Raw genomic sequence first — 25,720 nt, forward strand, 5'->3', positions numbered from 1 at the left:
TCTTCCTTCGCCCCGTTCACGGGGAGAAGGTGGCCCGAAGGGCCGGATGAGGGGCGGCGCTAGCATTCGAAAGTTCGCGCCGCCCCTCATCTGCCTGCCGGCATCTTCTCCCCGTAAACGGGGCGAAGAAGGCTAACCTCAAAACCGCTCCAGCTTGGCCCGCACCTTCCCCAAAAACGCCGCCCGGCTCTTCGGCGTCGAGGCGTCCATCAGGTAATGCGCCAGGAAGAAGGTCCGGCAGCGGCGGGCGCACAGCGCCCGCATGCCACGCAAAAGGGTCTTGCGGCCGGGCTGGCCGACGACGACGCTCCACCAGGTCGGCGCGCCGCAAGTGGTGATGACGCCGACCTTGGTGACATGCGTCATCAGCGACGTGATGCGCCCCTTGCCCGCCGGCAGCCTGAAGGCGACATCGGTCGCCCACACCCGGTCGAGCCAGCCCTTCAGCATGGCCGGCAGCCCGTACCACCAGGTCGGATAGATGAAGAGGATCGCCTGCGCCCAGGCGAGATGCTCGAAATGCGGCTTTAGAGCCGGATCCTCCGGCGCGCGGTCATTGTAGGCGCGCCGCTCGTCGCTTCCCATCACCGGATCGAATTTTTCGGCATAGAGGTCGAGCAGGCGCACCTCCCAGCCGCGCGCCTGAAGCACGTCGACCGCTGTGTCGCGGATGGCGGCGCAAAAACTTTCGGGCACCGGATGGCAGTAGACCACCAGCACACGCATCAGAATGTATCCATCCTGGCCGCGACCTTGGCGAGGAAGGCCGCCCGCGTCTCGTCGGTCGACAGGTTCATCGAATAATGCGCGAGGTAGGACACAGGCGCGCCGGGCTTGACCGTCGCGCGCAGCATCCGCTTGACCAGCCGGCGCGGCGGATCGCCCATGAGCATGGCGCGAAACCGGCTGCCGCCATAGGTGGTGACGGCGGTCAGCTTGCGGATGTTGTGCAGCGACGGCTGCGCCTTGCCGTCCACCAGCTTGAACGACACGCCGGGCAGGAACACGCGGTCGAAAAAGCCCTTCAGGATCGCCGGAAAACCATAGTTCCAGACGGGGTAGGACAGCACCAGTGCCTCGGCCTTGAGCAGGCGCTCGACATAGGGCGCGGTCGGGTCCGAAGGGCTGCGCGGGTTGTGATAGTCGAGCCGCTCCGCACGCGTCAGCCTGGGGTCGAAATCCTCGGCATAAAGATCACAATCGTCGACCTCATGGCCTGTCGCCGTCAGCCGCTCGACGATCGTCCGATGCAGGCCGGCATTGAAGCTGGTCTCCACCGGATGCGCATGGAGGACGAGGACTTTCATGGGGAGGCATTGCCGGGGTCAGCGCGAGGCACCCCCCTCTGCCCTGCCGGGCATCTCCCCCTCAAGGGGAGAGATTGGCAGCTTTTACGCCGCGCCTGTCCTTCCAACATTGGAGATTGGCGAAAGCGGCGGAGCAAATAATCTCCCCCCTTGAGGGGGAGATGGCCGGCAGGCCAGAGGGGGGTGGACGGGCGCAAACCTCTCATCACACCGCCTTCTGCAGGCCCTTGAACAAAAAAGTCCGGCCCGAGCGATAGTCATAATCCGAATTTTCCCAGGCGATCATCTTGCCGGGGTTGAGCAGACCTTGCGGATCGGTCTCGCGCTTGAAGGCGAGCTGGATTTCGTCGGTCTGCTTCATGCCGCCCTCTTCCAGCGTGTAGCGATGCGGGTTGAAGATCGGGCAACCATTCTCCTCATGCAGCCGGATGATCTCGTCGAGCCGCGCCTCGGTGGTGAATTTGACCAGCGGCAGGCCGAAGCAGGTGATGTTGCCGTCCAGCCGCACAAATTCGAGATGCGAAAAAACCTCGTCCGGAAACATCGCGTCCATCTTCTCGACCAGCGCCAACTGGTTGGGAAATGGATAGAGCGATTGCAGATAGGTGATCGCGGGATCGACGCGCAGCGCCCTGAGCGTTGTGTGGTTCCACGCCAGCTCGAAGCCCGGCGGCAGACCCTTCTTGTCCTCATCCGTCGCCGTCGCCGCATTGAAGATGATTTCGCCACCGGCGCGGCGGGTGAAGGCAAGGAACGCGTCGAGCCCATGCCGCGCGACCATGACGACGCAGATGCTCTGCCCTTCCTTCAGGAACTTCTGATGGCGCTTGAAATAGAGCTGCGGCACGGGTGCGGCGATCGGCGTGATCAGCTTCGTGAGAATGCCGTCCTGGCAGGCCAGCGCATTGCCGTAGCGGGCCGCCGGCATGAAAGCGTCGAACCCGACGATGACATCGATCCATTCATAAGCCGCTGTCAGCGGCATCTCGACCTCGGAAATGATGCCATTGGTGCCATAGGCGTGGGTCACCTTGTGCAGGTCCTCTCCGGTGAGTTCGAGAACCTTCGGCTCGGCTTCCATGGTGACGACGCGCAGGCGCAGCACATTGCCGAAATCACGCAAGCCGCCGAAATTGATCGAGCCGACGCCGCCCGACCCGCCGGCAATGAAGCCGCCGATCGAAGCGGTGTTGTAGGTCGACGGCGACAGCCTGAGCTCCTGCCCGGAATGCGCCCGTGTCGCTCTGTCGATGTCGGCCAGGATCGCGCCCGGTCCGGTCACCACACGCCCCGGCGCGATCGACTTGATCTCATTCATCTCGGCCAGGTTGAGCACCACACCGCCCGACAGCGGCATCGCCTGGCCGTAATTGCCGGTGCCGCTGCCGCGCGGGGTCACCGGGACGCCGTGACGGTGGCAGGCGGCGAGCACGCGGATCAGTTCTGCCTCATCCTTCGGCGTCACGATCAGATCCCCGGTGACATGGTCGAGCTGCTGCTTCAGCACCGGGCTGTACCAGTAGAAATCGCGGCTCTTCTGCTGGACGATGGCCGGATTGTCGTCGAGTTTTATCCCGTCGAGATCGCGTTTGAGCGCCGAAACATCCATTAGTCCACCATCAGTTCGTCGAGCTCGGCATAGTCGGGCAATTGCCGATCGATCGCCTTGCCGTCGCGCACGACGATGCGATCCGATTCGGGCCGCGACAGCAATTCGGTCCAGCTTCGCCCCTTGAAGACGATGAAGTCGGCGCTGCCGCCGGCGGCAAGCGTGCCGACGCCGTCAAGCCGCATCACCTTGGCTGGCGTCGACGCCACCGCCTGCGGCCAGTCCGCCACCGGGTGGTCGAAATGCAGGATGCGCGTCGCCATGCGGTAGACCTCCAGCATGTCGAGATCGCCATAGGCATAGAACGGGTCGCGCGTGTTGTCGGAAGCAACGGCGACCGCAATGCCCCTCGCCTTCATCTCGTGCAGCAGCGTCACGCCGCGCCAGCGTGGTGTGGTCTGGTCAACACGCCGGTCCTGCAGATAGAGGTTGCACATCGGCAGCGACACCACCGCCAGCCCCGCCTTGGCCACCTTGTCCAGCGTATCCAGCACGTCGAGATCAGGCTGGCGTGCCAACGAGCAGCAATGCCCCACCAGGATGTTGCCCTCAAAGCCGTTCCACAGCGCCGCCTCTGCGATCTTCTTCAAGGAGATCGCAGCGACATCGTCGGTCTCGTCGGCGTGGAAATCGAGGTCGAGCCCATGCTTGATCGCCTCGGCAAACACCTTGTCGAGCAATTCCTCGAGGTCGGGCACCATATAGGTGACGACGCCGAGCACGCCCTTGGCGGCGGCCACGCGCTTGGCCAGCCTCTCGAACCATTCCCTGTCGCGCACGCCTTCGATGCCGAGCAGACAGGCCGCCTGCAACTCGATGCGGCCACGCCATTTGTCCCGCATTATCTCGAACACCGGCCAGGAGATTTCTTCCTGCGGCGGCACGCTGTCGAGATGCGTGCGTAGCGCCCTGGTGCCGTGCGCGTAGGCGCAGCGCAGCGAGAAATCCATGCGCCGCGCGACGTCCTCAGCACTCCAGCGCGCGGCGCGGTCGGCGCCGGTGGCATTGAGCGCGCCCATGAACGTGCCGTCTGGATTGGGTTTTCTGGGCCAGATATGGCCCTTGTCGATATGGGTATGGCAGTCGACGAAACACGGCAGGATGATACGGCCGGCGAGGTCGATGGCGTCTGTCGGCGCTTTTGATTTCTTATGCGCGGCGATGGCTGAGATCTTGCCATCGGCAATGGCGATGTCAGCCAGTGCGAAGCCGTCATTATCGAAGGCACCGGCAAAGCCCGGTGTCAGCGATCGATGAACACGGACGTTGGCGAGATGGTAAGAGCCAAAGGGCGGTATCAAGCCTTACCCCCCTCTGCCCTGCCGGGCATCTCCCCCCTCAAGGCAGGGGAATCGCATATGCGGAACAAAGATGGAATTTCGCGACGTTTGTTCTCGACGCGATTCCGATTTGTTCGCCGTTCGATTCCTCGAACGAGTCCATATGCGATTGCCCTGCCCCTCAAGGGGGGAGATTGGCAGCTTCAACCGAGCCGCCTCTTCAGCAACATCTATGAGTGGCGAAAGCCAAAGAAACATCCGATCTCCCCCCTTGAGGGGGAGATGGCCGGCAGGCCAGAGGGGGGTGCTTCGCGCCAACGTCCCGCTCACTTCGTCACCCTACCGCTCCTGCTTCAGCGCGCTCTCGTGCCAGCGGCGCAGGATGAGATGCGACACCAGCGACAGCACCAGGAAGATCACTATGCCGGTGAGCGAAATCAGGATCAGCGCCGCGAACAGCCTTGGCGCGTTGAGCCGGTAGCCGGCCTCGATGATGCGCGACGCCAGCCCCGACGACTGCCCCTGCGCGCCGGCGACGAACTCGGCCACCACAGCGCCGATCAGCGACAGGCCGCCGGCGATCTTCAAGCCGCCGAGGAAATAGGGCATCGCCGCCGGCAGCCTGAGATAGCGCAATTGCTGCCAGCGCGTCGCGCCGTTGAGCTTGAACATATCGCGCAGATTGCGGTCGACGGAATTCAGGCCGAGCGTGGTGTTGGACAGGATCGGGAAGAAGGCGACGATCCAGGCGCAGAGCAGCAGCTTTACCGTCTGGTTGTTCACATAGATGTTGATCAGCGGGAAGATCGCCACGATCGGCGTCACCTGCAGCACGATGGCGAAAGGGAAGAACGACATCTCCACCCATTTCGATTGGGCAAACAGCACCGCCAGCCCAACGCCGCCAATGACGGCCAGCAACAGGCTGAGGAAGGTGATCCTGAGCGTCACCAGAAGCGAGGAGAACAGCAGCCCGGCATCGTCGTACAGCGTCTGCAGCACGACGCCCGGACGCGGCAGGATGTATTTCGGAATCTCGTTCCAGACGCAGATACGGTCCCAGAACCAGATCGCCAGGATCATGATTGCCAGCGGCAGCAGCCATCTACCAATCCGCTCCAGCCGCTCCTGGCGCACACGGCCCGCCTCCTCCGGATCGAGAGTCAGTGAGGGCTGCTCAATGGCCGTCATGGTGCGGTCCGGCTGATGTGTTGATGGCGTTGACGAGAATGTCCGAGGCCTGGCGGCAGAGCGCGGCATAGTCGGGCGAGGTCCGAAACACCTCGTCACGCGGATAGGCGGCATCGATGGCCAACTCGGCATGGACGCGTCCCGGCCGCGCCGCCATGACGACGACTCGGTTGGACAGGAACACGCTTTCGAAGACGCTGTGGGTGACGAAGACGACTGTAAAACGCTCGTCCTGCCATAGCTCCAGAAGATCGTTATTGAGCTTGAAACGGGTGATCTCGTCGAGCGCTGCGAACGGCTCGTCCATCAACAGGATGCGCGGCTTGGTCACCATGGCGCGCGCGATCGAGACGCGCATCTTCATGCCGCCGGAAAGCTCGCGCGGCACGGCATTCTCGAAGCCGGTCAGATGCACCCGCGCCAGCATCTCCGTCACCGCCGGCGCCGCCTTGGCGCGCGAGATGCCTTTGAGTCTCAGCGGCAGCCAGACATTGTCGAAGACATTGGCCCAGGGCAGCAGCGTCGGCTCCTGGAAGACGAAGCCGATGTTCGAGCGGTCGATCGAACCGCGCCAGTCGAGCACGCCGGAGGTCGGCGTCGACAGGCCGGCGATCAGCCTGAGCGCCGTCGACTTGCCGCAGCCGGACGGCCCGAGCAGGCTGAGAAAATCGCCTTCGCGGATTGTCAGGTCGACATCGCTCAGCGCCGTCACGCCGTTGGAAAACACCTTGCCGACATGGCGCAGCGCCAAAAGCATCGGGCTTTCGCTCGACGCTGTCATGGGCGCCTTCGCCATTGTCTCCAGTCTCACGATTACTTCTTCAGCTCGAGCCCGACGCCCTTGTTGATGAAGGCCAGCGTATAGGCCTTCTTGATGTCGATGCCGGGCTGCGCGACCTTGGCCTTGACCATCTTGTCGTAGAAACTCTGGATGCGTGCGTCGGTCATGGCGCCGATGCCGAGCTTCTCCGAATCGCCGGAATCGACCACGCCGAATTTTTTCAGCTGTTCGATCGAGAAGGCGATCTGCTCATCCGTCATGTCAGGATTATCCTTCTTGATCATGTCGTTGGCGGCCTTGTTGTCGCCGTAGAGATAGTTGTACCAGCCCTTGGCCGAGCCATCGACGAAGCACTGCACCACCTCCGGCCGCTTGTCGATCGTGTCCTGCATGACCTCGACGGTGGTCGCATAGGTCTCCCAGCCATAGTCGGCGAGCAGGAACTGGTTGGGCAGGAAGCCGCCCGCTTTCTGCACTGCGAACGGCTCCGAGGTGACATAGCCCTGCTGGATCGACTTCTTGTTGGCGATGAAGGGCGCCGGATTGAAGGTGTAGGGCACGCGCTTGGCGGCATCGAAGCCGAGTTCGGTGACCATCCACTGGAAGAAGGTCTGCGCGCCCTCGTCGCCGAGAATGTACTGGTCGGCGTTCTTCAGATCTTCCCACTTGTCCAGTCCCTGCCCCGGCTGGGACATGATGACCTGCGGATCCTTCTGGAAATCGGCGGCGACGACCCGCATCGGAATGCCCTGCTGCACGGCATCGAAGGCCGACAAGAGATTGCCGCCCATGTAGAAATCGAGCTTGCCGGCCAGCAGCAGCGGCCGGCCGCTGACCTGCGGGCCGCCCTGCGAGATCGTCACGTCGAGGCCGCAAGCGGCATAGGTGCCGTCGGCCACGGCCTGGTAGTAGCCGCCATGCTCGGGCTCGGCCAGCCAATTGGTGCCGAAGGTGACTTTTTCGTTCGCAGCCGCACCCAGCGTGCTGGCCCCAAGCAGCGCGAGCGCGCCAGCCAAAATCTTCCGTCTTCCGTACATCGACACCACCCTTTGTTGGCTCCGGAGCGTCACGCGCCGGGCTCGACACCATTGGTCCAAGAAGCAAGACACATGCCACCGCCCGGACCGCCTGCTTCACGCGGACGTCATTGCCAAGACCGGACGGGTCATGCTGTGCGGGAGGCATCGTGCCTATTTTTTGGACGCCTGTCCACAATCGCCCCTATGCCATGCACCGCATCTTGAGGGCCCAGCCGTCCGGCCCTAGGCTAGCCGCAGAACCGGAGATTGCCATGTTCAGATTCCTCACCCCGAAGTCGATCAAGCCGCCCTTCGCCCGCTACAGTCACGGCGTCGAGGTCCCCTCAGGCAAGCGGCTGGTGCTGTGCTCGGGTCAGGTCGCCATCACGGCGGATGATCAGATCCCGGAGGATTCCGGCGCGCAGGCCGAGTTGTGCTTCCAGAACATCGCGGCGGTATTGGCTGAGGCCGGGCTCGGGCTTGCCGACATCGTGCGCATCAACGCCTATGTCACCGACCGCGCGCATCTGCGCCCCTATATGGACGTCCGCGACCGCTTGTTTAGCAGCCCGGCGCCCGCCTCGACGCTGATGATCGTGTCGGGCTTCGCGCGGCCGGAGTTCAAGGTCGAGGTTGAGGCGATCGCGGCCGGGTGATCGACAGGCGGCGTTTGGCGCGCTAGGTCTCCCGGCACATTGAAGAGGCATGACATGACCGTTGCTAACAGACGCGTGTGGTGGGGCGACTACCGGACCACTGAATACGCCGCGATCGACCCGGAAGCGACCATTGCCGTTCTGCCGGTAGCTGCAATCGAGCAGCACGGCCCGCATCTTCCGGTTTCGACCGACACGTCGATCATGAACGGCATGCTGGAGACGGTGATTGCCCGCCTGCCAACCGATCTCGACATCCGCATCCTGCCGGTGCAGGCGGTCGGCAAGTCGAACGAGCATCTGCATGCGCCGGGCACGCTGACCTTGCCGGCGACGACCCTGGTCGACGCCTGGACCGAGCTAGGCCTGTCCGTTGCCCGCGCCGGGGTGAGAAAATTGATCGTCGTCAACTCGCATGGCGGCAATGAAGAGATCATGGGCATCGTCACGCGCGAGCTGCGCGTGCGTGAAAGGATGCTGGCGGTGAAGACCAGCTGGCAGCGTTTTGGCCGCCCGGCCGGCATGTACACCGAGTTGGAGGACCGCCACGGCATCCATGGCGGCGACGTCGAGACCTCGCTGATGCTGCATTTCCGCCCGGACCTCGTCGACATGGGCAAGGCTGACAATTTTGTCTCCAAGGTCGCCCGCGCCGAAACGGAATTTGCACTGCTGCGCCACACCGGAACCCACGCCTTCGCCTGGATCGCCAGCGACCTCAACCCGAACGGCGTCGTCGGCGACGCCTCGATCGCAACGGCCGAGAAAGGCCGGCTGACGGCAGAGCATCAGGCCGACGGCTTCATCACCCTGTTGAAAGATGTGCGCAAGGCGAAGCTTGCCGACTGGCTGGCGTAAAGGCTCAGCCGTCGATCTTCAGCACAAACGGCGTGCCTTCGAAAGCGTCGGCGCCGCGCCCGATCGCTTCGATCGCCGAAATCATTCGGCCCTCGCGCCCAAGCAGCGCATCGGCGACGGCAATCAGCCGTGGATTGGGCGTCGCCGATGGCGACAGCTTCCGCAATGTCTGCGCCAATTCCGCCTCGTCGCGCTTCGGGGCGAGCGCCGCCGCGATGATATAGGCCGAGGCCGTCGAGCGGCTGATACCGGCATAGCAATGCACGACCATTGGCTTGGCGCGATCCCATTTGCGGGCGAAAGCGAGCAGGTTGCGCACATGGTCTTCGCCCGGCATGCTCATGCCGTCCTGCGCCACCGCAATGTCGTGCATCACCAGATGCAGGTGGTTTTCCCTGGAGATCGAGGCCGGTCGCGTCACCTCGGTGCCGGCGGCCAGCAGCGACAGCATGCGCTCGGCGCCGCTTTTCGCCACCGTTTCCTCCAGCTTGGACAGCGAACAGACATGGATCATGGCGCGATCTCCTTCGGCTCATCGTCGCGCCGTGCGGCCCAGTCGGCAAGCGCCGATTCAAGCCGTTGCCACTCCTCGTCGGTGCCCGGCAGCCCGGCGCGCAGTACCTGCGGCCGGTCGGCAAAATGCCGAAGCAGGATGCCGCGCTCACCGAGCGCCGAAAACAGCCCGCCGGCGTCCGGCATCTGAAGATAGCGAAACAGCGTCGTGCCACCGGCGACGGGAATGCCAAACCGACCGAACAGCGCATCGAGCCGCGCCGCATCCTTGGCCAACCGGCGCCGCATGTCGGCCTGCCAGCCGCTGTCGCCAAGCGCCCTGATGCCATATTCAAGCGCCGGGCCGGCGACGGCCCAGGGACCGAATTGCGTTTCCAGCCGTTCGACCGTCAACGCATCGGAAAGCGCGAAGCCGAGCCGCAGGCCGGCCAGGCCAAAAAACTTGCCGAAGGAGCGCAGCACGACGATACCACCCTGCCCGACATCGCCGGCAAGGCTTTCCGCGTGCGGGCCGACATCCATGAACGCCTCGTCGACGACCAGCAGCCCGCCCTTGGCGCGCAATGCCCCGGCAAGCAGAAGCAGCCTTTCCCGCGAAACGACCCGCCCGTCCGGATTGTTGGGATTGACGACAATGGCAAGGTCGGCGGCGGCAAGCGCGTCGACATCCTCGACCTCCACCACCGCATGGCCGGCAATCGCCGCCGCCCTGGCATGCTCGGCATAGGTCGGCCCCAGCACCAGCGCCCGACCGGGGCTCACCAGCGAAGCGACGCGCGGCAGCAGGATCTGCGTGCCCGGGGCTACCGCCACATGCGCTGCCGACGGCGCGCCATAGGCGCCGGCGGCGACCTTAGCCAGCTCATGCAGACGCGCGGCTTCCGGCAATCGCGACAGAGCGGTGGCGGGCAGCTCGAAAAGCGGGTAGGAGTGCGGATTGATACCTGTCGAGAGATCGACGAAAGGCTGTGGCGCGTGAGGGAAGAGCGCGCTCGCCCGGCCAAGGGATCCACCGTGATCCACCGCAGCAATCGCTCCATCAGAAAGCTTCATGTCGATCCTGATCGCTTTCCTGTCGCTGGTCATCGAACGCATCCTGGGCTACCCGGACTGGCTGTTCCGTGCCGTTGGCCATCCCGTCACCTGGTTCGGCAGGCTGATATCCTTTCTCGACCTCAGGCTCAACCGCGCCACTGATTCCGACGCGCAGCGTCGCCGCCAAGGCAAGACCGCTTTGCTTGTCATCGTGCTGGTGCCTGCGGCAATCGCCTTCGTCGCGCAACTTCTGCTCTGGCAGTTGTTTCCCGCCGGTATGATTCTCACCGCAATTCTCGCCTCGTCGCTGCTGTCGCAGAAGAGCCTTACCGAACATGTCGAGGCGGTGGCCGATGCGCTCGACACTGGCGGACTGGCGCTCGGCCGCATTGCCGTCGCCCGCATTGTCGGCCGCGATCCCGAAAAGCTCGACCACGCCGGCGTCAGCCGCGCCGCGATTGAAAGCCTGGCCGAGAATTTCTCCGACGGCATCGTCGCACCTGCCTTCTGGACGGGCGTCTGCGGGCTGGCCGGCGGCGTCGCCTACAAGGCCGCCAACACCGCCGATTCGATGATCGGCCACCGCACACCGCGCCACGAGGCCTTTGGCCGCGCCGCGGCGCTTTTCGACGACTGGATCAACCTGCCGGCCTCCCGGCTGACGGCGCTGTTGATCGTCGCTGCCGCCTTTCTTGTCCGCGACGCCGATCCCCGCAATGCCTGGCAAGCCGTGCGTCGCGACGCCGGAAAACACCGCTCGCCCAATGCAGGCTGGCCGGAAGCGGCAATGGCCGGCGCGCTCGGCCTGGCGCTCGCCGGCCCGCGCAGCTATGGCGGCGTTGTCGTCGAGGATGCGTTCATGGGCGAAGGCGGCCGCCGCGAAGCCGAGAGCCTCGACATCAGGCGGGCACTGAAACTCTACCAGGTGGCGGACTATCTGCTGATCGGGCTGTTTGGGTTGCTGTCAGCGGTGCTGATCGCGGTGACGTTTTGAGATCTAGGCTTCGCCCGTTCTTCACCCTCCCCATGTGACTGGCGCGACTGATCGGCCCGAGGCTTGATTGCCACGTGGTTCCCCCAATCCGTCGCTGCTTCGCAGCGCCACCTTTCCCCCCTCCGGAGGGAAAGGAAGGGAGCGTTGCTGGACGAGCATTGGCCGCAAAAAACTTGGCGCCTTTCCTCTACCCCGTCGATCGGGGGAGAGGTGGCTCGGCGAAGCCGAGACGGAGTGGGGGTCGACCAGCGCAGCATAAGACAATGCATGCGCCAGGCTGCCATGCACACTATTGCCAAAGATCAGCCGCTTGGAAATGTATGCAGGCCGTAGCCCATGTGGGGACAGTAAAAGACCCTCTAGAACTCAATCCCCTGCTGTGCCTTAACACCCGCAGAAAAATGGTGCTTGGTCACGCCCATTTCGGTGACGAGATCGGCGGCCTCGACCAGCGCCGGCTTGGCGTTGCGGCCGGTGACGACGACATGCAGGCCTTCACGCCGCGTCTTCAGCGCCGCGACCACTGCGTCGAGATCGAGATAGTCGTAGCGCAGCGCAATGTTCAGCTCATCGAGCACGACAAGGCTGATCGAGGGATCGGCGATCAGCTCCACCGCCTTGGCCCAGGCTGCCTCCGCCGCCGCGATGTCGCGCTTGAGATCCTGCGTTTCCCAGGTGAACCCCTCGCCCATCGTGTGCCAGACGACGCGCTCGCCGAACGCCGCGAAGGCATCCTTTTCGCCGGTGTGCCATTTGCCCTTGATGAACTGGACGACACCGATGCGCTTGCCGTAGCCGAGCATGCGCAACGCCAGGCCGAAGGCGGCGGTGGTCTTGCCCTTGCCGGGACCGGTGTTGACGATCAGCAGCCCCTTCTCGACCGTCTTTTCCGCCACCTCGGCATCCTGCACCGCCTTGCGCTTGGCCATCTTGGCGCGGTGGCGTTCCTCGTCTTTTGCATCGATATCGGTCATTTATTTCACCTTGAGCGGCAGCCCGGCCACCATCAATAGCACCGTATCGGCAGTTGCCGCGACCTGCTGGTTGAGTCGGCCGGCGGCGTCGCGAAACCGGCGTGCCAGCGCATTGTCCGGTACGATGCCTTGCCCGACTTCGTTGGAGACCACAAACCACGGCCCGCGCGGCCGCGATAAAACATCGGCCAGCCGCCGGCATTCTGCGTCGAGATCATGGTCGGAAAGCATATGATTGGTCAGCCACAGCGTCAGGCAATCGACAAGCACCGGCTGGTTTTCCGTCAAGGCCTCGAGCGCACCAGCTAGATCGAGCGGCGCATCGATGGTCGCCCATCCCTCGCTGCGCCGCGACCGATGCGACGCGATGCGCTCGCGCATCTCCTCGTCATAGGCTTCAGCTGTGGCGATATAGGCCCACGGCGGCGGCAACGCCGTCGCCAGGGTTTCGGCATGCGCGCTCTTGCCGGAGCGCGCACCGCCGATGATGAAGGTCAAACTGCGATCAGGCAAAGCTGTCGCGCAGGCTGGTCGCCGTGCCGGTGAAGCGTCCGCGCACCACGCCGACGGCAGCACCAAGCACCAGCCAGAACACCAGATTGGTCACCGTAACCGCCACCACGAACTGATGGTGCAGACCTTCCGGGATTGCTGTCACGAAGCTGTCTGGCTGCGGCGCACCAACAATATGTGGCGCCACGATCAAAGCCACGGCAAGGATCGCCAACGGCAACGACTTGCGGAAGGCGAGAAGGCCAAGGCCAGCCGCTGTCGCCGCCACCGTTGCCCACCACCAGATCTGGCGCTGCATGAGGTCGGCTGCCGGCATTGCCGGCAGTTCGGGCGGCAGGCCGAGGCCCGGCGCCAGCGTAAACGCGGCAAAGCCGGCCAAGCCCCAGAACACACCCTGGCGCCAGCTGCCGATTCCGCCAGCGAACTCGGAAACCGCGACCAGAATCAGCGCGAAGCCGATGCCGGTGACGATATTGGCGGCGACACTGAAAGCGAAGCGCTCGAAGCCATCGGCCGGCGACCAGCCTTCGTCTTCAGCCGGAGCCGCCGCTTCGGCAGGCGCCGGTGCGGCGGTGCTCATGGCGTTTTCCGCCGGTGCGGCACTGGTGTTGGCGGCCGGTGCCGCAGCATGATCGTGCTGGTGGCCGCCGGCCTTCTCAAAAACTTCGGCCTGGTAGATCAGGGGGTAGGTGGCAAAGGCCTGCATGCAGGCAAGAACGACGCCAGCCACGAGCCCTGCGATCGCCGCGATAAACACGACGTTGCGAAACAGGTTCATGATGTCAATTCCTCGTCAGTGGCAGGGAAACGCCATCGAGTGGCGATAATCGTGCGCGGCGTTGTGGACCACATCAAGATGCGAGAAGCCGACAACACCGACAACGAACAGGCCGAGAAATGCAGAGAGCACCAGCTGCATGAAGCGCGACTGCGAGGAGACGGAAGCGCCGAGGGAGACGGAAGCGGTATTCATATCTTGTCCTTTCGCCCTCCACCCGAGGGCATCGAAGTCAGTTCCCTGTCGCCGGCAGGTCTCCTGGCTCGCGGATCAGCGCCCTTCCCCACCTTCCCGAAGAAAAATCCTCAGTGGCTTGGAGAGGACTACCGCACACAGTTGCGGGGGCAGCCACGGCATTGGGCAACAAGTCAGCCCTCACCGCATTCCCTCTTGGTCCCTAACGGAACCGACGACATGCGTGACTATAGGCTGAAACAGCCGCATCCGGCAAACCAAATTCCGCCGGCCAACAGCGCGAATGCGCCATTCAGTGTTACGGGTTCAAGGCGGTGATCCGCTCGGCCACCAGCCGCTGCAGCCGCCAGAGATGGCGGTCGTGAATGCCGCGCTCCTCCAGATTCTTCACCGTGTTGTAGAGATAGTCGGCGCCCGACCCCCAGTGCCCGCAGGATGTGGCCAGCCGCTCGACGACCTTCGCCTCGTCGAGCGGACCGGAATAGGTCAGGCCGTTGCGGTTGATGACGAAAGCCAGCGCCCTGAGTGGACCGGCCTCGCTTGCAAGCTTCAGCATGCGCGGCCGGTAGCTCGTCGGCTTCAGCGTGACTTCACGCCGGAAAAGCCGGCCCAGCTGTTCTCGCCGGTTGTCGTCGGCCAGCCGGAAGGCGACGCCTTTGCACTGTCCGCCACTGTCGAGCGCCATCATCAGACCCGGGCTTTCCTTGGTGCCCCGCCAGCGCGTCATGTTCATGCAGAAGGAACGGTGCCAGCCGCGCGCCAAGGCGACGCGGTGCTCGACATAATCGATTTCCGGTTTCCAGATCAGCGAACCATAGCCGAACAGCCACAGCGGTTCGCTGTCGGGGAGCTCAGCCTGCAATTCATCCAGCAGCGCGTCGTAGTCGCTGTCATCCAGATGCATCGCGTCTGGATCCGGCCCGGGGTCCCTGATCTCGCGCCAGCAACGCGCGACCAGCTCCGGCGTAAGCGACATCTGTCGTGCGGCCACGTTCCGAATCCCCCATGTCCCCGACATGATTATGCGCCGCGCGCCAAACCGGCAATGCGGCGCCCTGATTGACAAACGATTTGCCGGGGTGTCGGCTGGCGTATCCCTAGAGGAAGCCAGCCATGCAACCCAATCCGGGCCAGCGCGACCCCTATAACGGCCTGACTCGGGCCGAACCGACGCTGCCGTCCTCGGCCTATTGGGACGCCGGCGCATACCAGCGCGATCTCGACGCCATCTGGTACAAAAGCTGGCTGCTCGTCTGCCGCGAGGCAGACCTCGCCCAGCCTTTGGCGTTCAGGACATTTCGCGTCGGCACACAGGAAATTGTCGTGCTGCGCGATGACACCGGCGAACTGCGCGCCTTCCACAACACTTGCCGGCATCGCGGCTCGCAGCTTTGCCAGGAGAGCGAGGGACGGTTGAAGGCGCGGCTCATCACCTGCCCCTACCACGCCTGGTCCTATTCGCTGCGCGGCGATCTCGTGCGCGTGCCCTCGAAATCGCTGCCCGACGGGTTCGACAAGGCCGACCATCCGCTCTACCGCGTGGCGCTGTCGGTCTGGCGCGGCTTTGTCTTCGTCAACCTGCAGGAAGATGCGGCCGGCACTGCCGAGACCTCGTTCGATCCGGCATCGGGCAACCTCGGCAACTGGCCGCTGGAAGCGCTGGTTTCAGGTCATGTGCTGCGCAAGGTGATGAACTGCAACTGGAAGATTTTTTGGGAGAACTTCAACGAGTGCCTGCACTGCCCCGGCGTCCACAAGGACCTGTCGCGGCTGGTGCCGATCTACGGCCGCGGACTGATGAGCCGCCACGACGACCCCGACTGGGTGCGCCATGCCGACAATGACGCGCCGGAGTTTTCCGGCGGCCTGCGCGCCGGCGCCGAGACATGGTCGCGCGACGGCCACGTCCATGGCCCGGTCTTCTCCGGCCTGACGCCGGCCGAACGCGCGGCCGGCCAGACCTATGCCATCAGCCTGCCCTCGATGTTCATCGTCGGCCATGTCGATTATGTCCGCACCGTGCGGCTGACGCCGCTCGGCCCCGAGCAGACCGAACTGACCGCCGAATGGCTGTTCGCGCCCGAAGCGTTGGCTCAGACCGACATCGACAATGTCGTCGCCTTCGGCACCCAGGTGCTCGAGGAGGATGCGGCGATTTGCGAGATCAACCAGAAAGGCCTGCGCTCGATGCGCCACCAGGCCGGGGTGCTGATGCCGGAGGAATACGATCTGCACCGCTTCCACAACTGGGTGCGTGAGCAGCATGCGGCGCTCTGATCAAAGTGATTTCGGCGGCTGGCAATTCCTCGGCCGGTAACAGGAAACCGATCCGTTCCCGGCAAAAAGCGAATTCGGTCAAAGGCTTTCCGGCTCTGGCCTAAAGCGGCGCCCGATGCAGCCGCACGGCCTTCTTTTGTCCAGTGCAACCGTGATAGTCGTCTCTGGGGCTGAATCAGATCGCGAGACCATGAGCATCCATACCGCACCCCCTGGAGATCAACCGAAGCGCATCACAGCCATCGACGTCGTGCGCGGCATCGCGCTGATCGCCATGGCCAGCTACCACTTCACCTGGGATCTGGAAAATTTCCACTACACCGATCCCGGCCTCACCGCCTTCGGCTGGTGGAAGATCTATGCGCGCTGCATCGCCTCGACCTTCCTGTTCCTGGTCGGCGTCAGCCTGTTTCTCGCCCACGGCAAGCAGATCCGCTGGATCGGCTTCTGGAAGCGCTTTGCCATGGTCGCGGTGGCGGCGGCCGCCATATCGGCGGTGACGTATTTCATCACGCCGGACAGCTTCATCTTCTTCGGCATATTGCACGAGATCGCGCTGGCCAGCCTGCTCGGCCTGCTGTTCCTGCGGCTGCCGGCGCTGCTGACGCTGGTCGTGGCGGCAATCGTGATCGCAGCGCCCATCTACCTCAGGTCCGAAGCCTTCGACCATCAGGCGCTGTGGTGGGTCGGCCTGTCGGCGATCAACCCGCGCTCCAACGACTATGTGCCGCTGTTTCCCTGGTTTGGCGCGGTGCTTGTCGGCATCGCGGCGGCGAAGCTTGCCTCCACCAGCGGCGTGCTGGCACGGCTGGCGACGCTGACACCCGGACGCTGGGCCAAGCCCCTCACCTTCATTGGCCGCCACAGTCTGGCTTTCTACCTGATCCACCAGCCGCTGCTGTTCGGCTGTGTCTGGCTGTTCTCGCAGATCGCGCCGGCGCCAGTCGAGACAAGGGAAGTGGTCTTCCTCAAGGAATGCCAGGTCTCCTGCGAACAGCAGCGCGACACGGCGTTCTGCGCCAGCTATTGTGTGTGCATGCTGGACACGCTGCAAGGCGAGGCAGCATTCGACCGGCTCTACAATGGCGACCAGACCCCAGAGTTCAAAGCGCATCTCGGTGAACTCGCCGGCATCTGCACCGCCAAAACGGAGGAGAGCCCGATGACGCAGGGAGGGCAACAATGAGCGACAAGCTGCCAAAAGGCGGACTGGCAAAACCTGAGCTGGCAAAATCCGGGCTGATCCCTTGGCCGCCGCTGATCTACTGCGCCGCCATCGCCATCAGCATCGTGCTTGGCTTCTTGTATCCCCTGCCCTGGATCGGCGATCTCCTTGGCGACCTTCTGTTCGCGGCCGGCTTCGTGGTGCTGTTTGCCGTCGCCGCGCTCTGGTTCACCGCCATCCGCGCCATGACGCGGGCCAGGACGACGATGAACCCCAACGGCGTGCCGGAGCATCTGGTGACGTCAGGCCCGTTCGGCGTCACCCGCAATCCGATGTATCTCGCCAACACGCTGCTGTTGATCGGCGCCGCCTTCGTTTCGGGGATCGTCTGGTTCCTGCCGCTGGCCCTGATTGCCGCCTTCGCCACCCAGAAAGTCGCGATCGAGAGCGAGGAAAAAGTGCTGGCGGCCAAATTCGGCAAGAAATACCGCGACTACGCCAAACGGGTTCGGCGCTGGATCTGAGGCGGCGCGTGGTCGCAGGCAGGAGTCGCATGCCTTGGCGATTAGCAGACACGCCCGTCTCTTCGTCATCCACGGGCGAAGCAAGGAGCGCAGCGACGCAGCGCAGACCCGAGGACCCATGCCGCCACTCCAGAGCGTTGCTACGGTCCAGAATTCTCTACCGCTGCACTCCGCGGCCAATGTCACGGAATGGATTCTAGGGTCTACGCGACGGAGCTTCGCTCCTGCTCCGCCCTGGAATGACGAAGTTTGGACGGCTCCGGCTAATCGCGAACGTTTGCGACAGGCGCGCTCAAACACGTGATGGTCAGCTCAGGTGTTAACCCCCAGCTCCACCAACCGCTCGACACAAGACTCCTCCGCCTGGTCGAGCTCCGCCAGCGTCTCTTCCAGATCGCGCCGCTTCTGGCGCAAATCCTCGCGCTTTTCCTCGATGCGCTTGATCATCAGGTTGAGTTGACCGACCTCGCCGGGCGGCTCCTTGTACATCTGGATGATTTCGCGAATCTCGTTGATCGAGAAGCCGAGCCGTTTTCCGCGCATGATCTGGCGGATCAGATGCCGGTCCGACGGGCGAAACAGCCTTGTGCGGCCGCGCCGCACCGGCTGCACGAGCCCCTCATCCTCGTAAAAACGCAGCGTGCGCGTCGACACGTCGAATTCGCGCGTCAGTTCGGTGATGGTATAATATTCCCGCATCATTGCTCCAAATTCCGGAACATGAGTCAGCGGCCGCCTGCGCGGCACCTCCCCCAATTCCGATCCACCCGCTCCATACCGGATTCGGCAGGAAACCCCGAGGCAGCGTCGCACGGCATTTACGTAAAAGTCAATTGACGTGCCAAGCTTCCGCGCGTTTCGGCTGTTGAGATTCAGGTCAGGCGGAGTTGAAAATGGCTGATACCGAGAACCGGAGCGGAGCGTACTTTTCGTACGTGAGCATCGGAAGCGCAGGTATCAGCCATTTGCAGGCCGGCCTCACCTGAATATCAGCAGCCTAGGGGACGGCGAACCACCAGGTGGCCAGCCCCAGAAACGCAAAGAAGCCGACGACGTCGGTGACCGTGGTGACGAACACCGCCGAGGCCACTGCCGGATCGATCTTGAACCGGTCGAGCAGCAACGGGATCAGGATGCCGGCAAGGGCTGCCACGAACATGTTGATGATCATCGCCGCGGCAATGATGCCGCCCAGATTGGGATCGCGGAACCACGCTGCCGCGACGATGCCGATCAGCACCGCGAAGATGATGCCGTTGATCGAGCCCACGCCCATCTCGCGGCGGATGATGCGGCCGGCGTTGTAGATGTCGAGGTCCTTGGTCGCCAGCGCCCGCACGGTCACGGTCATGGTCTGCGACCCGGCATTGCCGCCCATGCCGGCCACGATCGGCATCAGCACGGCCAGCGCCACGATATGCTCGATCGTGCGGTCGAACAGGCCGATCACCGAAGCCGCCAGGAACGCCGTCAGCAAATTGACTAGCAGCCAGGGCACGCGCGAGCGCGAGGTCGACAGAATGCTGTCGGACAACTCTTCGTCGCCGACGCCGCCCATGCGCAGCAGATCTTCCTCGGCTTCCTGCTGGATGACGTCGACGACATCGTCGATGGTCAGCACACCGACCAGCCGCTCGTTCTCATCAACGACGGCGGCGGAGAGCAGATCGTATTGCTCGAATTCCCGCGCCGCCTCTTCCTGGTCCATCGTGGCCGGAATGGCGTGCCTGGTCTCATGCATGACATCCTCGACCTTGATCGTGCGTTTGGTGCGCAGGATCTGGTCGAGGTCGATGGCGCCCAACAGCTTGAAGCTCGGATCGATGACGAAGATCTGGCTGAAGCGGTCCGGGAGATTCTTGTCCTCGCGCATGTAGTCGATGGTCTGGCCGATGGTCCAGAACGGCGGCACGGCGACAAACTCGGTCTGCATGCGCCGGCCGGCCGTCTCTTCGGGGTAGTCGAGCGAACGGCGCAGCCTGATCCGTTCGGTGAACGGCAGTTGCGACAGGATCTCGTCCTGGTCTTCCTTTTCGAGGTCTTCGAGAATGTAGACCGCGTCGTCGGAATCGAGGTCCTGCATGCCCTGGGCGATTTGCTCATTGGGCAAATTGTCGACGATGTCGCGGCGGATCGCCTCGTCGACTTCGGTCAACGCCGAAAAGTCGAAATCGGTGCCGAGCAGCTCGACGAGCGCGCGGCGCTGTTCGGGATGCAGCGCTTCGAGCAGATCGCCGAGTTCCGACTGGTGCAGGTCGTCGACTTCGCGCTTGAGCGTTAGCGTGTCGCGATCGGCGATGGCGGCGCCGATCTGGGCGAGGAAGGACGACAGCACCACACCATCCTCGCCATAGATGTCGGCGTGGGCATCGTCAGCGGCTTTGGCGCCGCTCGTCTGTTCGTGTTCGCCTTCCACCGGCGCCTCCCACCATCATCCCTTCCGGAAAAGGTGCCCGTCAGGTCTAGACCATGATCTTGAAAAGGGGAAACCGGTTTTGGGTCCGGCGCTCAAACAAAGACAGACAGGGTCGCAACGCGAATCAGCGTCACAAGCTGTCGCTCTAACGCACGGGAATTTCAAGCGAAATGCCCGCTTGGCAGTTGGCGTCTTCTTGCGGTGAAGCGACGGTGCCGGCCACACCCGAACCCTGTCGTTGCCATCGAAACAGTACGCGCTCCGGCTTAAGGCAGCGCGACAGCGCATGTCGCTGGGGAAAGAGCACCCCTGCACAGTTGGGGCAGAATTGTCATGATGCAGGTCCAGGCAGTGGTCGGACCGCTCGGATTGCAACCAGAACAGCCGGAAGCCCTTGAAGATCAGGTCGCAGACAGAAGCCAAGGTATCAGCGGAACGGCGCGTGCGCGTGGTCGTCGCCGAACGCAATCCGCTCGTCATATCGGCGCTGCGCGAAATGCTGGAGTGCGACGGCCGCTTCGATCTCCTCGCCTGCGTGCAAAGCGGCAGGCATTTCCTGGACCTGGCAACGGAAAGCGAATTCGACGTCGCCGTCATCGGCTGGAAGCTGGCCGACATGGACGGCGCCGATGTGCTGGCCGAAGTTCACAGCCGCAAGCTCGGCGTGCGCATCGCGGTGTTTTCCAACGACCATGACATCGGCATTCTGAAGCAGTGCGTGCGGCTCGGAGCCCAGGGCTACTGCTTCCAGTTCGACGACCCTTCGATCATCTTCGAGACCATCCTGGCCGTGGCGCATGGGCGCATCTGTATCCCCTACATCGACATCAACAAGGTCAACGACACACCCTTGGCGCAGCTCACCGTGCGCGAGCGCGAGCTGCTGGCGGTGCTGTCCGATGGCTGGACGAACCTGCAGATCGCGACGCGGACGGGGATTTCCGAAAACACGGTGAAATACCACCTCAAGAATCTCTACGATAAGCTTGACGTCCGCAACAGGGCGATGGCCGTGGCGCTCTATGCCAGGGAAAAGCGCACCCAGAAACAGCCTTTCGGGTAGGCAAGCGACAGGCCGCGGGTAGGCCAACCGGGTAGGCTTCCCCCACCCGCACGCGGCGAGATGTTACCCGGCAAGGTGTTGTTGCTTTTAGCCGTCGAAACGAAACTCCCCATCAACGCTTTGCTGGATCAGGAGGAGTTCGCATCATGGCCGGTTTCACCCATCTTTTCATTCCCGGACCGACCAACATTCCCGAACAGGTCCGGCAGGCGATGAACCTGCCGATGGAGGACATGCGCGCCGCATCCTTCCCCGATCTCACGCTGCCGCTGTTCGAAGACATCAAAAAAGTGTTCAAGAACGAGACCGGCCGCGTCTTCATCTACCCCTCCTCCGGCACCGGCGCCTGGGAAGCGGCGATGACCAATGTGCTCAGCCCGGGCGATCGTGTGCTGATGTCGCGCTTCGGCCAGTTCTCGCATCTGTGGGTCGACATGGCCGAACGCCTCGGCTTCGAGGTCGATGTCATCGACTGCAAATGGGGCACCGGCGTGCCGCTGGAGCTCTATGCCGAGCGGCTTAGGGACGACAAGGCTCACCGCATCAAGGCGGTCTTCTGCACCCAGAATGAGACGGCGACCGGCGTGACCAGCGACGTCGCCGGCTGCCGCGCCGCGCTCGACGACGCCAACCACCCTGCTCTGCTGTTCGTCGACGGCGTTTCCTCGATCGGCTCGATCGACTTCCGCCAGGAAGAATGGGGCGTCGACTGCGCCGTCAGCGGCTCGCAGAAAGGTTTCATGCTGCCCGCCGGCCTCGGCTTCCTCTCCGTCAGCCAGAAGGCGCTGGCAGCTTCGAAGACTGCCACCCACAGGCGTTGCTTCTTCTCCTTCGAAGACATGATCCGCGTCAACGATACCGGCTACTTCCCTTATACGCCGGCTACACAGTTGCTGCGCGGCCTGCGCGCCTCGCTCGACCTGATCGCCGAGGAAGGGCTGGAGAACATCTTCGCCCGTCACCACCGCCTCGCCGAAGGCGTGCGCAAGGCGGTCGACGCCTGGGGCCTGAAGCTCTGCGCCAAGGCACCGAAATGGCACTCCGATACGGTCAGCGCCATTCTGGTGCCGGAGGGCATCGACAGCGCCAATGTCGTCAAACGCGCATACGGGGCCTACCAGACGTCCCTCGGCGGCGGCCTGAACAAGGTGGCCGGCAAGGTGTTCCGCATCGGCCATCTCGGCTGGCTGAACGAGGTGATGGTGCTGGCCTCGCTCTCGGCGGCTGAACTCACGCTGCTCGACTGCGGCGTGCGGCTGGCGCCCGGCTCCGGCGTCGGCGCCGCCATCCAGCATTTCCGTGCCTCGGCCGCCGTGCCGGTCGCCGAAGCGGCGTGAGGAACCGACGATGAGCCACACCATCAACCATCTGAAGAAGCTGCGGCTGCAGCGCAGCGAACTCGCCGTTCCCGGCTCCAGCCCGGAGATGATCGACAAGGCGGCCAACAGCGCCGCCGACTTCATCTTCCTCGACATCGAGGACGCGGTCGCCCCGCCCGACAAGGAACGCGCCCGCAAGAACATCATCCAGGCGCTGAACGACATTGACTGGCGCGCCAAGGGCAAGACCGTCTCGGTACGCATCAACGGCCTCGACACCCACTACATGTACCGCGACGTGGTCGATGTCATGGAACAGGCCGGCGACCGGCTGGACACCATCCTGGTGCCGAAGGTCGGCGTGCCGGCGGACCTCTATATGGTCGAGGCCATGGTCAACCAGATCGAGATGGCCAAGGGCTACAAGACCCGCGTCGGCCTGGAAGCGCTGATCGAGACAGCGCTCGGCATGGCCAATGTCGAGGCGATTGCCGCCACGCCCGGCCGGCTGGAAGCCATGCATTTCGGCGTCGCCGACTATGCCGCAAGCTGCAAGGCGCGCACCGTCAACATTGGCGGGCTCAACCCCGACTATCCCGGCGACCAGTGGCATTTCGCGCTGTCGCGCATGACCGTCGCCTGCCGCGCCTACGGCCTGCGCGCCATTGACGGGCCGTTCGGCGATTTCTCCGATCCGGAAGGCTATATCGCTGGAGCCAGGCGCGCTGCAGCACTTGGCATCGAAGGCAAATGGGCGATCCACCCCTCGCAGATCGCGCTCGCCAACGACGTCTTCTCGCCGCCGGAAAAAGAGGTCACGCGCGCCAGGCGCATCCTCGAAGTGCTGAAGGAGGCGGAGGCGCAGGGCAAGGGAGCGGCAGCGCTGGACGGCAAGATGATCGACGCCGCGTCGGAACGCATGGCGCGCAATGTTCTGGTGGTCAACGAAGCCATCGAACGCGCCCGCCAACCGCACGTCGCCGCGCAATAGAGCAATTCCAGGAAAAGTGTGAGCGGTTTTCCGTCCGGAATTGCGGAAAGACAAAGAGAAATACCGGGAGGACAAAATGGACATTCACGAATATCAGGCCAAGGAACTGCTCGCCCGCCACGGCGTGCACGTGCCGCGCGGCGGGCTGGCCTACAGCCCCGAGCAGGCGACCTATCGCGCACGAGAGATCGGCGGCAGCAAATGGGTCTTGAAGGCGCAGGTGCATTCCGGCGCCCGTGGCAAGGCGGGCGGCATCAAGCTGTGCGCCAATGACGAGGAGATCTCCAACGCCGCCGAGGCCATGCTCGGCCGCAAGCTGGTGACCCAGCAGACTGGTCCCCGCGGCAAGTTGATTTCGCGCCTCTATCTCGAGGAAGCCGTCGACATCGCGCAGGAGCTCTATGTCGGCTTCGTGCTCGACCGCAAGGAAGAGCGCGTCATGATCGTGGCGTCGGCCGCCGGCGGCATGGAGATCGAGGACATCGTCGAGAAGGCGCCCAATTCCATCCTGCGCACCTCGGTCGATCCCGGCGTCGGCATGCAGCGTTTTCAGGCCCGCGAGATCGCCTTCGGCCTCGGCCTCGACCACAATCTGATCGGCAAGGCGACCGAGACCATTTTCAGCTGCTACCAGGTGTTCCGCGACTACGACGCCTCGATGCTGGAGATCAATCCGCTGGTGGTGACCCGCGACGGCAATCTGATCACGCTCGACGCCAAAATGTCGTTCGACGAGAACGCGCTGTTCCGCCGGCCGGAAATTTCCGAACTGCGCGACAAGAGCCAGGAAGACCCGCGCGAAACTTTTGCAAGCGATCGCGGCCTCTCCTATGTCGGCCTCGACGGCAATATAGGCTGCATCATCAATGGCGCCGGTCTCGCCATGGCGACCATGGACATGATCAAGATCGCCGGCGGCGAGCCGGCCAACTTCCTCGACATCGGCGGCGGCGCCTCGCCCGAGCGCGTGGCGAAATCCTTTCGCGCCGTGCTCGGCGACAAGAATGTCGAGACCATCCTGGTCAACATCTTCGCCGGCATCAACCGCTGCGACTGGGTCGCCGAAGGCGTCATCAAGGCGATCCGCGAGGTCGGCGTCAACGTGCCCCTGGTGGTGCGGCTCTCCGGCACCAAGGCCGAGGAAGGCCGCCGTATCCTGGCCGATTCCGGCGAAGCGGTGATCGTTGCCGACACGCTGGCTGAAGCCGCCGAAAAAGCCGTCGCCGCATGGCGCGCGGCCGCCAAAAAGAAAAAAGCAGCCTGAGGGAGGTCGATAAAATGGCAATTCTGCTCAACCGCAGCACGCGCGTCATCGTGCAAGGGTTCACCGGCAAGATCGGCAGCTTCCATGCCGACGACATGAAGCGCTACGGCACCAAGCTGGTCGGCGGCGTCACGCCCGGCAAAGGCGGCCAGAAACATCTCGGCCTGCCTGTCTTCAACACAGTGAAAGGCGCGGTGCGCGAGACCCGCGCCGAGGCCAGCATCGTCTTCGTGCCGCCGCCCTTTGCCGCCGATTCGATCATGGAAGCGGCCGACGCCGGCATAAAACTCTGCGTCTGCATCACCGACGGCATCCCGTCGCAGGACATGATGCAGGTCAAGCGCTACATGATGCGTTACCGCTTTGAGGACCGCATGAGACTGATCGGCCCGAACTGCGCCGGCGTGATTACGCCCGGACAGGCGCTGATGGGCATCATGCCCGGCTCGATCTACCTCCCCGGCCGCGTCGGCATCGTCGGCCGCTCGGGCACGCTCGGCTACGAGGCGGCGTCACAGATGAAGGCGCTCGGCATCGGTGTGTCGACCAGCGTCGGCATCGGCGGCGATCCGATCAACGGCTCGTCGTTCAAGGACATGCTGAAGCTGTTCGAACAGGACGACGAGACCGACGCCGTTGTGATGATCGGCGAGATCGGCGGACCGCAGGAAGCCGAAGCCGCGATCTGGGCGCGCGACAATATGAGGAAGCCCCTCATCGCCTACATCGCCGGCCTGTCCGCTCCGAAAGGCCGCCGCATGGGCCATGCCGGCGCCATCATCTCGGCCTTCGGCGAATCGGCGCAGGAGAAGGTCGAGATCTTGAAGGAAGCCGGCGTCACCATCGTGCCGACGCCGTCCTCGTTCGGCGAGGTGGTGGCCGACACGCTGTCGCGGATGAAGAAGGCGGCGTGACTCCGGTCGGGCAAAGCCCGCGTAGCGCAATGTGCAGTTGAGGGATGGCGCCAGGGATCGCCAGCCGAGCGATGGGCAGGATGT

General features: G+C 63.8%; 27 protein-coding genes and 1 riboswitch. Of the genes, 11 read left to right on the top strand and 16 right to left on the bottom strand.

The window, feature by feature from the left end; all coding sequences use genetic code 11:
- Positions 1 to 138 precede the first annotated feature (138 nt).
- From AC1DZ8_RS20270 to AC1DZ8_RS20300, 7 genes are all read right to left on the bottom strand, one after another.
- Positions 139 to 726, bottom strand: a complete 588-nt coding sequence (locus AC1DZ8_RS20270) for an NAD(P)H-dependent oxidoreductase (protein WP_477307482.1) — start codon at positions 724 to 726, stop codon at positions 139 to 141.
- Positions 726 to 1,307: an NAD(P)H-dependent oxidoreductase gene (locus AC1DZ8_RS20275; protein ID WP_477307484.1), complete on the bottom strand. Its 582-nt coding sequence runs from the start codon at positions 1,305 to 1,307 to the stop codon at positions 726 to 728. Before AC1DZ8_RS20275 ends, AC1DZ8_RS20270 begins: the two co-directional genes overlap by 1 nt.
- Before the next feature lie 205 nt (positions 1,308 to 1,512).
- Positions 1,513 to 2,916 carry an FAD-binding oxidoreductase gene (locus AC1DZ8_RS20280; RefSeq protein ID WP_477310845.1) on the bottom strand — a complete coding sequence of 468 codons (1,404 nt, stop codon included), beginning with the start codon at positions 2,914 to 2,916 and terminating at the stop codon, positions 1,513 to 1,515.
- A complete protein-coding gene (locus tag AC1DZ8_RS20285; protein ID WP_477310843.1) occupies positions 2,916 to 4,217 on the bottom strand; it encodes a cytosine deaminase in 1,302 nt (433 codons plus the stop codon). Before AC1DZ8_RS20285 ends, AC1DZ8_RS20280 begins: the two co-directional genes overlap by 1 nt.
- Positions 4,218 to 4,535: 318 nt before the next feature.
- Positions 4,536 to 5,387, bottom strand: a complete 852-nt coding sequence (locus AC1DZ8_RS20290; RefSeq protein ID WP_477310841.1) for an ABC transporter permease — start codon at positions 5,385 to 5,387, stop codon at positions 4,536 to 4,538.
- Entirely contained in the window at positions 5,374 to 6,168 is a 795-nt protein-coding gene (locus AC1DZ8_RS20295; protein WP_477310839.1) for an ABC transporter ATP-binding protein, read from the bottom strand. Before AC1DZ8_RS20295 ends, AC1DZ8_RS20290 begins: the two co-directional genes overlap by 14 nt.
- Before the next feature lie 32 nt (positions 6,169 to 6,200).
- Positions 6,201 to 7,205, bottom strand: a complete 1,005-nt coding sequence (locus AC1DZ8_RS20300) for an ABC transporter substrate-binding protein (protein WP_477310837.1) — start codon at positions 7,203 to 7,205, stop codon at positions 6,201 to 6,203.
- Between the two features lie 254 nt (positions 7,206 to 7,459).
- Here AC1DZ8_RS20300 and AC1DZ8_RS20305 point away from each other — a divergent pair, with 254 nt between their 5' ends.
- Together AC1DZ8_RS20305 and AC1DZ8_RS20310 are read left to right on the top strand one after the other, a co-directional pair.
- Positions 7,460 to 7,843 (top strand): RidA family protein, encoded by a 384-nt coding sequence (locus AC1DZ8_RS20305; protein ID WP_477310835.1) that lies wholly within the window; start codon positions 7,460 to 7,462, stop codon positions 7,841 to 7,843.
- 54 nt (positions 7,844 to 7,897) lie between these two features.
- Positions 7,898 to 8,701, top strand: coding sequence for a creatininase family protein (locus AC1DZ8_RS20310; protein ID WP_477310833.1), 804 nt, complete (start codon positions 7,898 to 7,900; stop codon positions 8,699 to 8,701).
- A 4-nt stretch (positions 8,702 to 8,705) separates the two neighbouring features.
- Here the strand turns inward: AC1DZ8_RS20310 and AC1DZ8_RS20315 are convergent, their stop codons facing one another.
- Positions 8,706 to 9,215, bottom strand: coding sequence for a tyrosine phosphatase family protein (locus tag AC1DZ8_RS20315; RefSeq protein ID WP_477310831.1), 510 nt, complete (start codon positions 9,213 to 9,215; stop codon positions 8,706 to 8,708).
- The gene (gene cobD, locus AC1DZ8_RS20320; RefSeq protein WP_477310847.1) at positions 9,212 to 10,267 is read right to left on the bottom strand and encodes a threonine-phosphate decarboxylase CobD; all 1,056 of its coding nucleotides are present in this window, start codon (positions 10,265 to 10,267) and stop codon (positions 9,212 to 9,214) included. The genes AC1DZ8_RS20315 and cobD overlap by 4 nt, the downstream gene beginning before the upstream one ends.
- Here cobD and cbiB point away from each other — a divergent pair.
- Positions 10,266 to 11,243, top strand: a complete 978-nt coding sequence (cbiB, locus tag AC1DZ8_RS20325) for an adenosylcobinamide-phosphate synthase CbiB (RefSeq protein ID WP_477310829.1) — start codon at positions 10,266 to 10,268, stop codon at positions 11,241 to 11,243. The genes cobD and cbiB overlap by 2 nt on opposite strands.
- A 359-nt stretch (positions 11,244 to 11,602) precedes the next feature.
- Here the strand turns inward: cbiB and cobO are convergent, their stop codons facing one another.
- The 5 genes from cobO to AC1DZ8_RS20350 form a co-directional block, all read right to left on the bottom strand.
- Positions 11,603 to 12,217, bottom strand: a complete 615-nt coding sequence (gene cobO, locus AC1DZ8_RS20330) for a cob(I)yrinic acid a,c-diamide adenosyltransferase (RefSeq protein ID WP_477401501.1) — start codon at positions 12,215 to 12,217, stop codon at positions 11,603 to 11,605.
- Entirely contained in the window at positions 12,218 to 12,730 is a 513-nt protein-coding gene (cobU, locus tag AC1DZ8_RS20335; RefSeq protein WP_477401503.1) for a bifunctional adenosylcobinamide kinase/adenosylcobinamide-phosphate guanylyltransferase, read from the bottom strand.
- Positions 12,723 to 13,508 carry a CbtA family protein gene (locus AC1DZ8_RS20340; protein ID WP_477310825.1) on the bottom strand — a complete coding sequence of 262 codons (786 nt, stop codon included), beginning with the start codon at positions 13,506 to 13,508 and terminating at the stop codon, positions 12,723 to 12,725. Before AC1DZ8_RS20340 ends, cobU begins: the two co-directional genes overlap by 8 nt.
- 15 nt (positions 13,509 to 13,523) lie before the next feature.
- Positions 13,524 to 13,703, bottom strand: coding sequence for a CbtB domain-containing protein (locus tag AC1DZ8_RS20345; protein ID WP_477310823.1), 180 nt, complete (start codon positions 13,701 to 13,703; stop codon positions 13,524 to 13,526).
- Between the two features lie 36 nt (positions 13,704 to 13,739).
- A riboswitch (cobalamin riboswitch) is annotated at positions 13,740 to 13,934 on the bottom strand.
- A 67-nt stretch (positions 13,935 to 14,001) separates the two neighbouring features.
- A complete protein-coding gene (locus AC1DZ8_RS20350; RefSeq protein ID WP_477310821.1) occupies positions 14,002 to 14,694 on the bottom strand; it encodes a gamma-glutamylcyclotransferase in 693 nt (230 codons plus the stop codon).
- A gap of 122 nt (positions 14,695 to 14,816) precedes the next feature.
- On the opposite strand from AC1DZ8_RS20350, the gene AC1DZ8_RS20355 reads away from it, so the two are divergent.
- The 3 genes from AC1DZ8_RS20355 (at position 14,817) to AC1DZ8_RS20365 (ending at position 17,669) form a co-directional block, all read left to right on the top strand.
- On the top strand, positions 14,817 to 15,980 hold the full coding sequence (locus AC1DZ8_RS20355) for an aromatic ring-hydroxylating oxygenase subunit alpha (protein ID WP_477310819.1): 1,164 nt from the start codon (positions 14,817 to 14,819) through the stop codon (positions 15,978 to 15,980).
- Between the two features lie 190 nt (positions 15,981 to 16,170).
- Positions 16,171 to 17,166, top strand: coding sequence for an acetyltransferase domain-containing protein (locus tag AC1DZ8_RS20360; RefSeq protein WP_477310817.1), 996 nt, complete (start codon positions 16,171 to 16,173; stop codon positions 17,164 to 17,166).
- A complete protein-coding gene (locus tag AC1DZ8_RS20365; RefSeq protein WP_477310815.1) occupies positions 17,163 to 17,669 on the top strand; it encodes a methyltransferase family protein in 507 nt (168 codons plus the stop codon). The genes AC1DZ8_RS20360 and AC1DZ8_RS20365 overlap by 4 nt, the downstream gene beginning before the upstream one ends.
- A 312-nt stretch (positions 17,670 to 17,981) precedes the next feature.
- On the opposite strand, the gene AC1DZ8_RS20370 is transcribed toward AC1DZ8_RS20365, so the two are convergent.
- Both AC1DZ8_RS20370 and mgtE read right to left on the bottom strand, forming a co-directional pair.
- Positions 17,982 to 18,368 (bottom strand): MerR family transcriptional regulator, encoded by a 387-nt coding sequence (locus AC1DZ8_RS20370; protein ID WP_112565167.1) that lies wholly within the window; start codon positions 18,366 to 18,368, stop codon positions 17,982 to 17,984.
- A gap of 298 nt (positions 18,369 to 18,666) precedes the next feature.
- Positions 18,667 to 20,085: a magnesium transporter gene (gene mgtE / locus AC1DZ8_RS20375; RefSeq protein ID WP_477310812.1), complete on the bottom strand. Its 1,419-nt coding sequence runs from the start codon at positions 20,083 to 20,085 to the stop codon at positions 18,667 to 18,669.
- A 442-nt stretch (positions 20,086 to 20,527) separates the two neighbouring features.
- Here mgtE and AC1DZ8_RS20380 point away from each other — a divergent pair, with 442 nt between their 5' ends.
- From AC1DZ8_RS20380 to sucD, 5 genes are all read left to right on the top strand, one after another.
- Positions 20,528 to 21,148, top strand: a complete 621-nt coding sequence (locus tag AC1DZ8_RS20380) for a LuxR C-terminal-related transcriptional regulator (RefSeq protein ID WP_477401506.1) — start codon at positions 20,528 to 20,530, stop codon at positions 21,146 to 21,148.
- Positions 21,149 to 21,294: 146 nt separating this feature from the next.
- Entirely contained in the window at positions 21,295 to 22,485 is a 1,191-nt protein-coding gene (locus AC1DZ8_RS20385; RefSeq protein ID WP_477310808.1) for an aminotransferase class V-fold PLP-dependent enzyme, read from the top strand.
- A gap of 10 nt (positions 22,486 to 22,495) precedes the next feature.
- Positions 22,496 to 23,458: an HpcH/HpaI aldolase/citrate lyase family protein gene (locus tag AC1DZ8_RS20390; protein WP_477310806.1), complete on the top strand. Its 963-nt coding sequence runs from the start codon at positions 22,496 to 22,498 to the stop codon at positions 23,456 to 23,458.
- Between the two features lie 76 nt (positions 23,459 to 23,534).
- A complete protein-coding gene (locus tag AC1DZ8_RS20395; RefSeq protein ID WP_477401509.1) occupies positions 23,535 to 24,722 on the top strand; it encodes a malate--CoA ligase subunit beta in 1,188 nt (395 codons plus the stop codon).
- A 14-nt stretch (positions 24,723 to 24,736) separates the two neighbouring features.
- A complete protein-coding gene (gene sucD / locus AC1DZ8_RS20400) occupies positions 24,737 to 25,636 on the top strand; it encodes a succinate--CoA ligase subunit alpha (protein ID WP_477309523.1) in 900 nt (299 codons plus the stop codon).
- Positions 25,637 to 25,720 lie beyond the last annotated feature (84 nt).

Source organism: Mesorhizobium sp. P2_F7, from assembly GCF_056403695.1.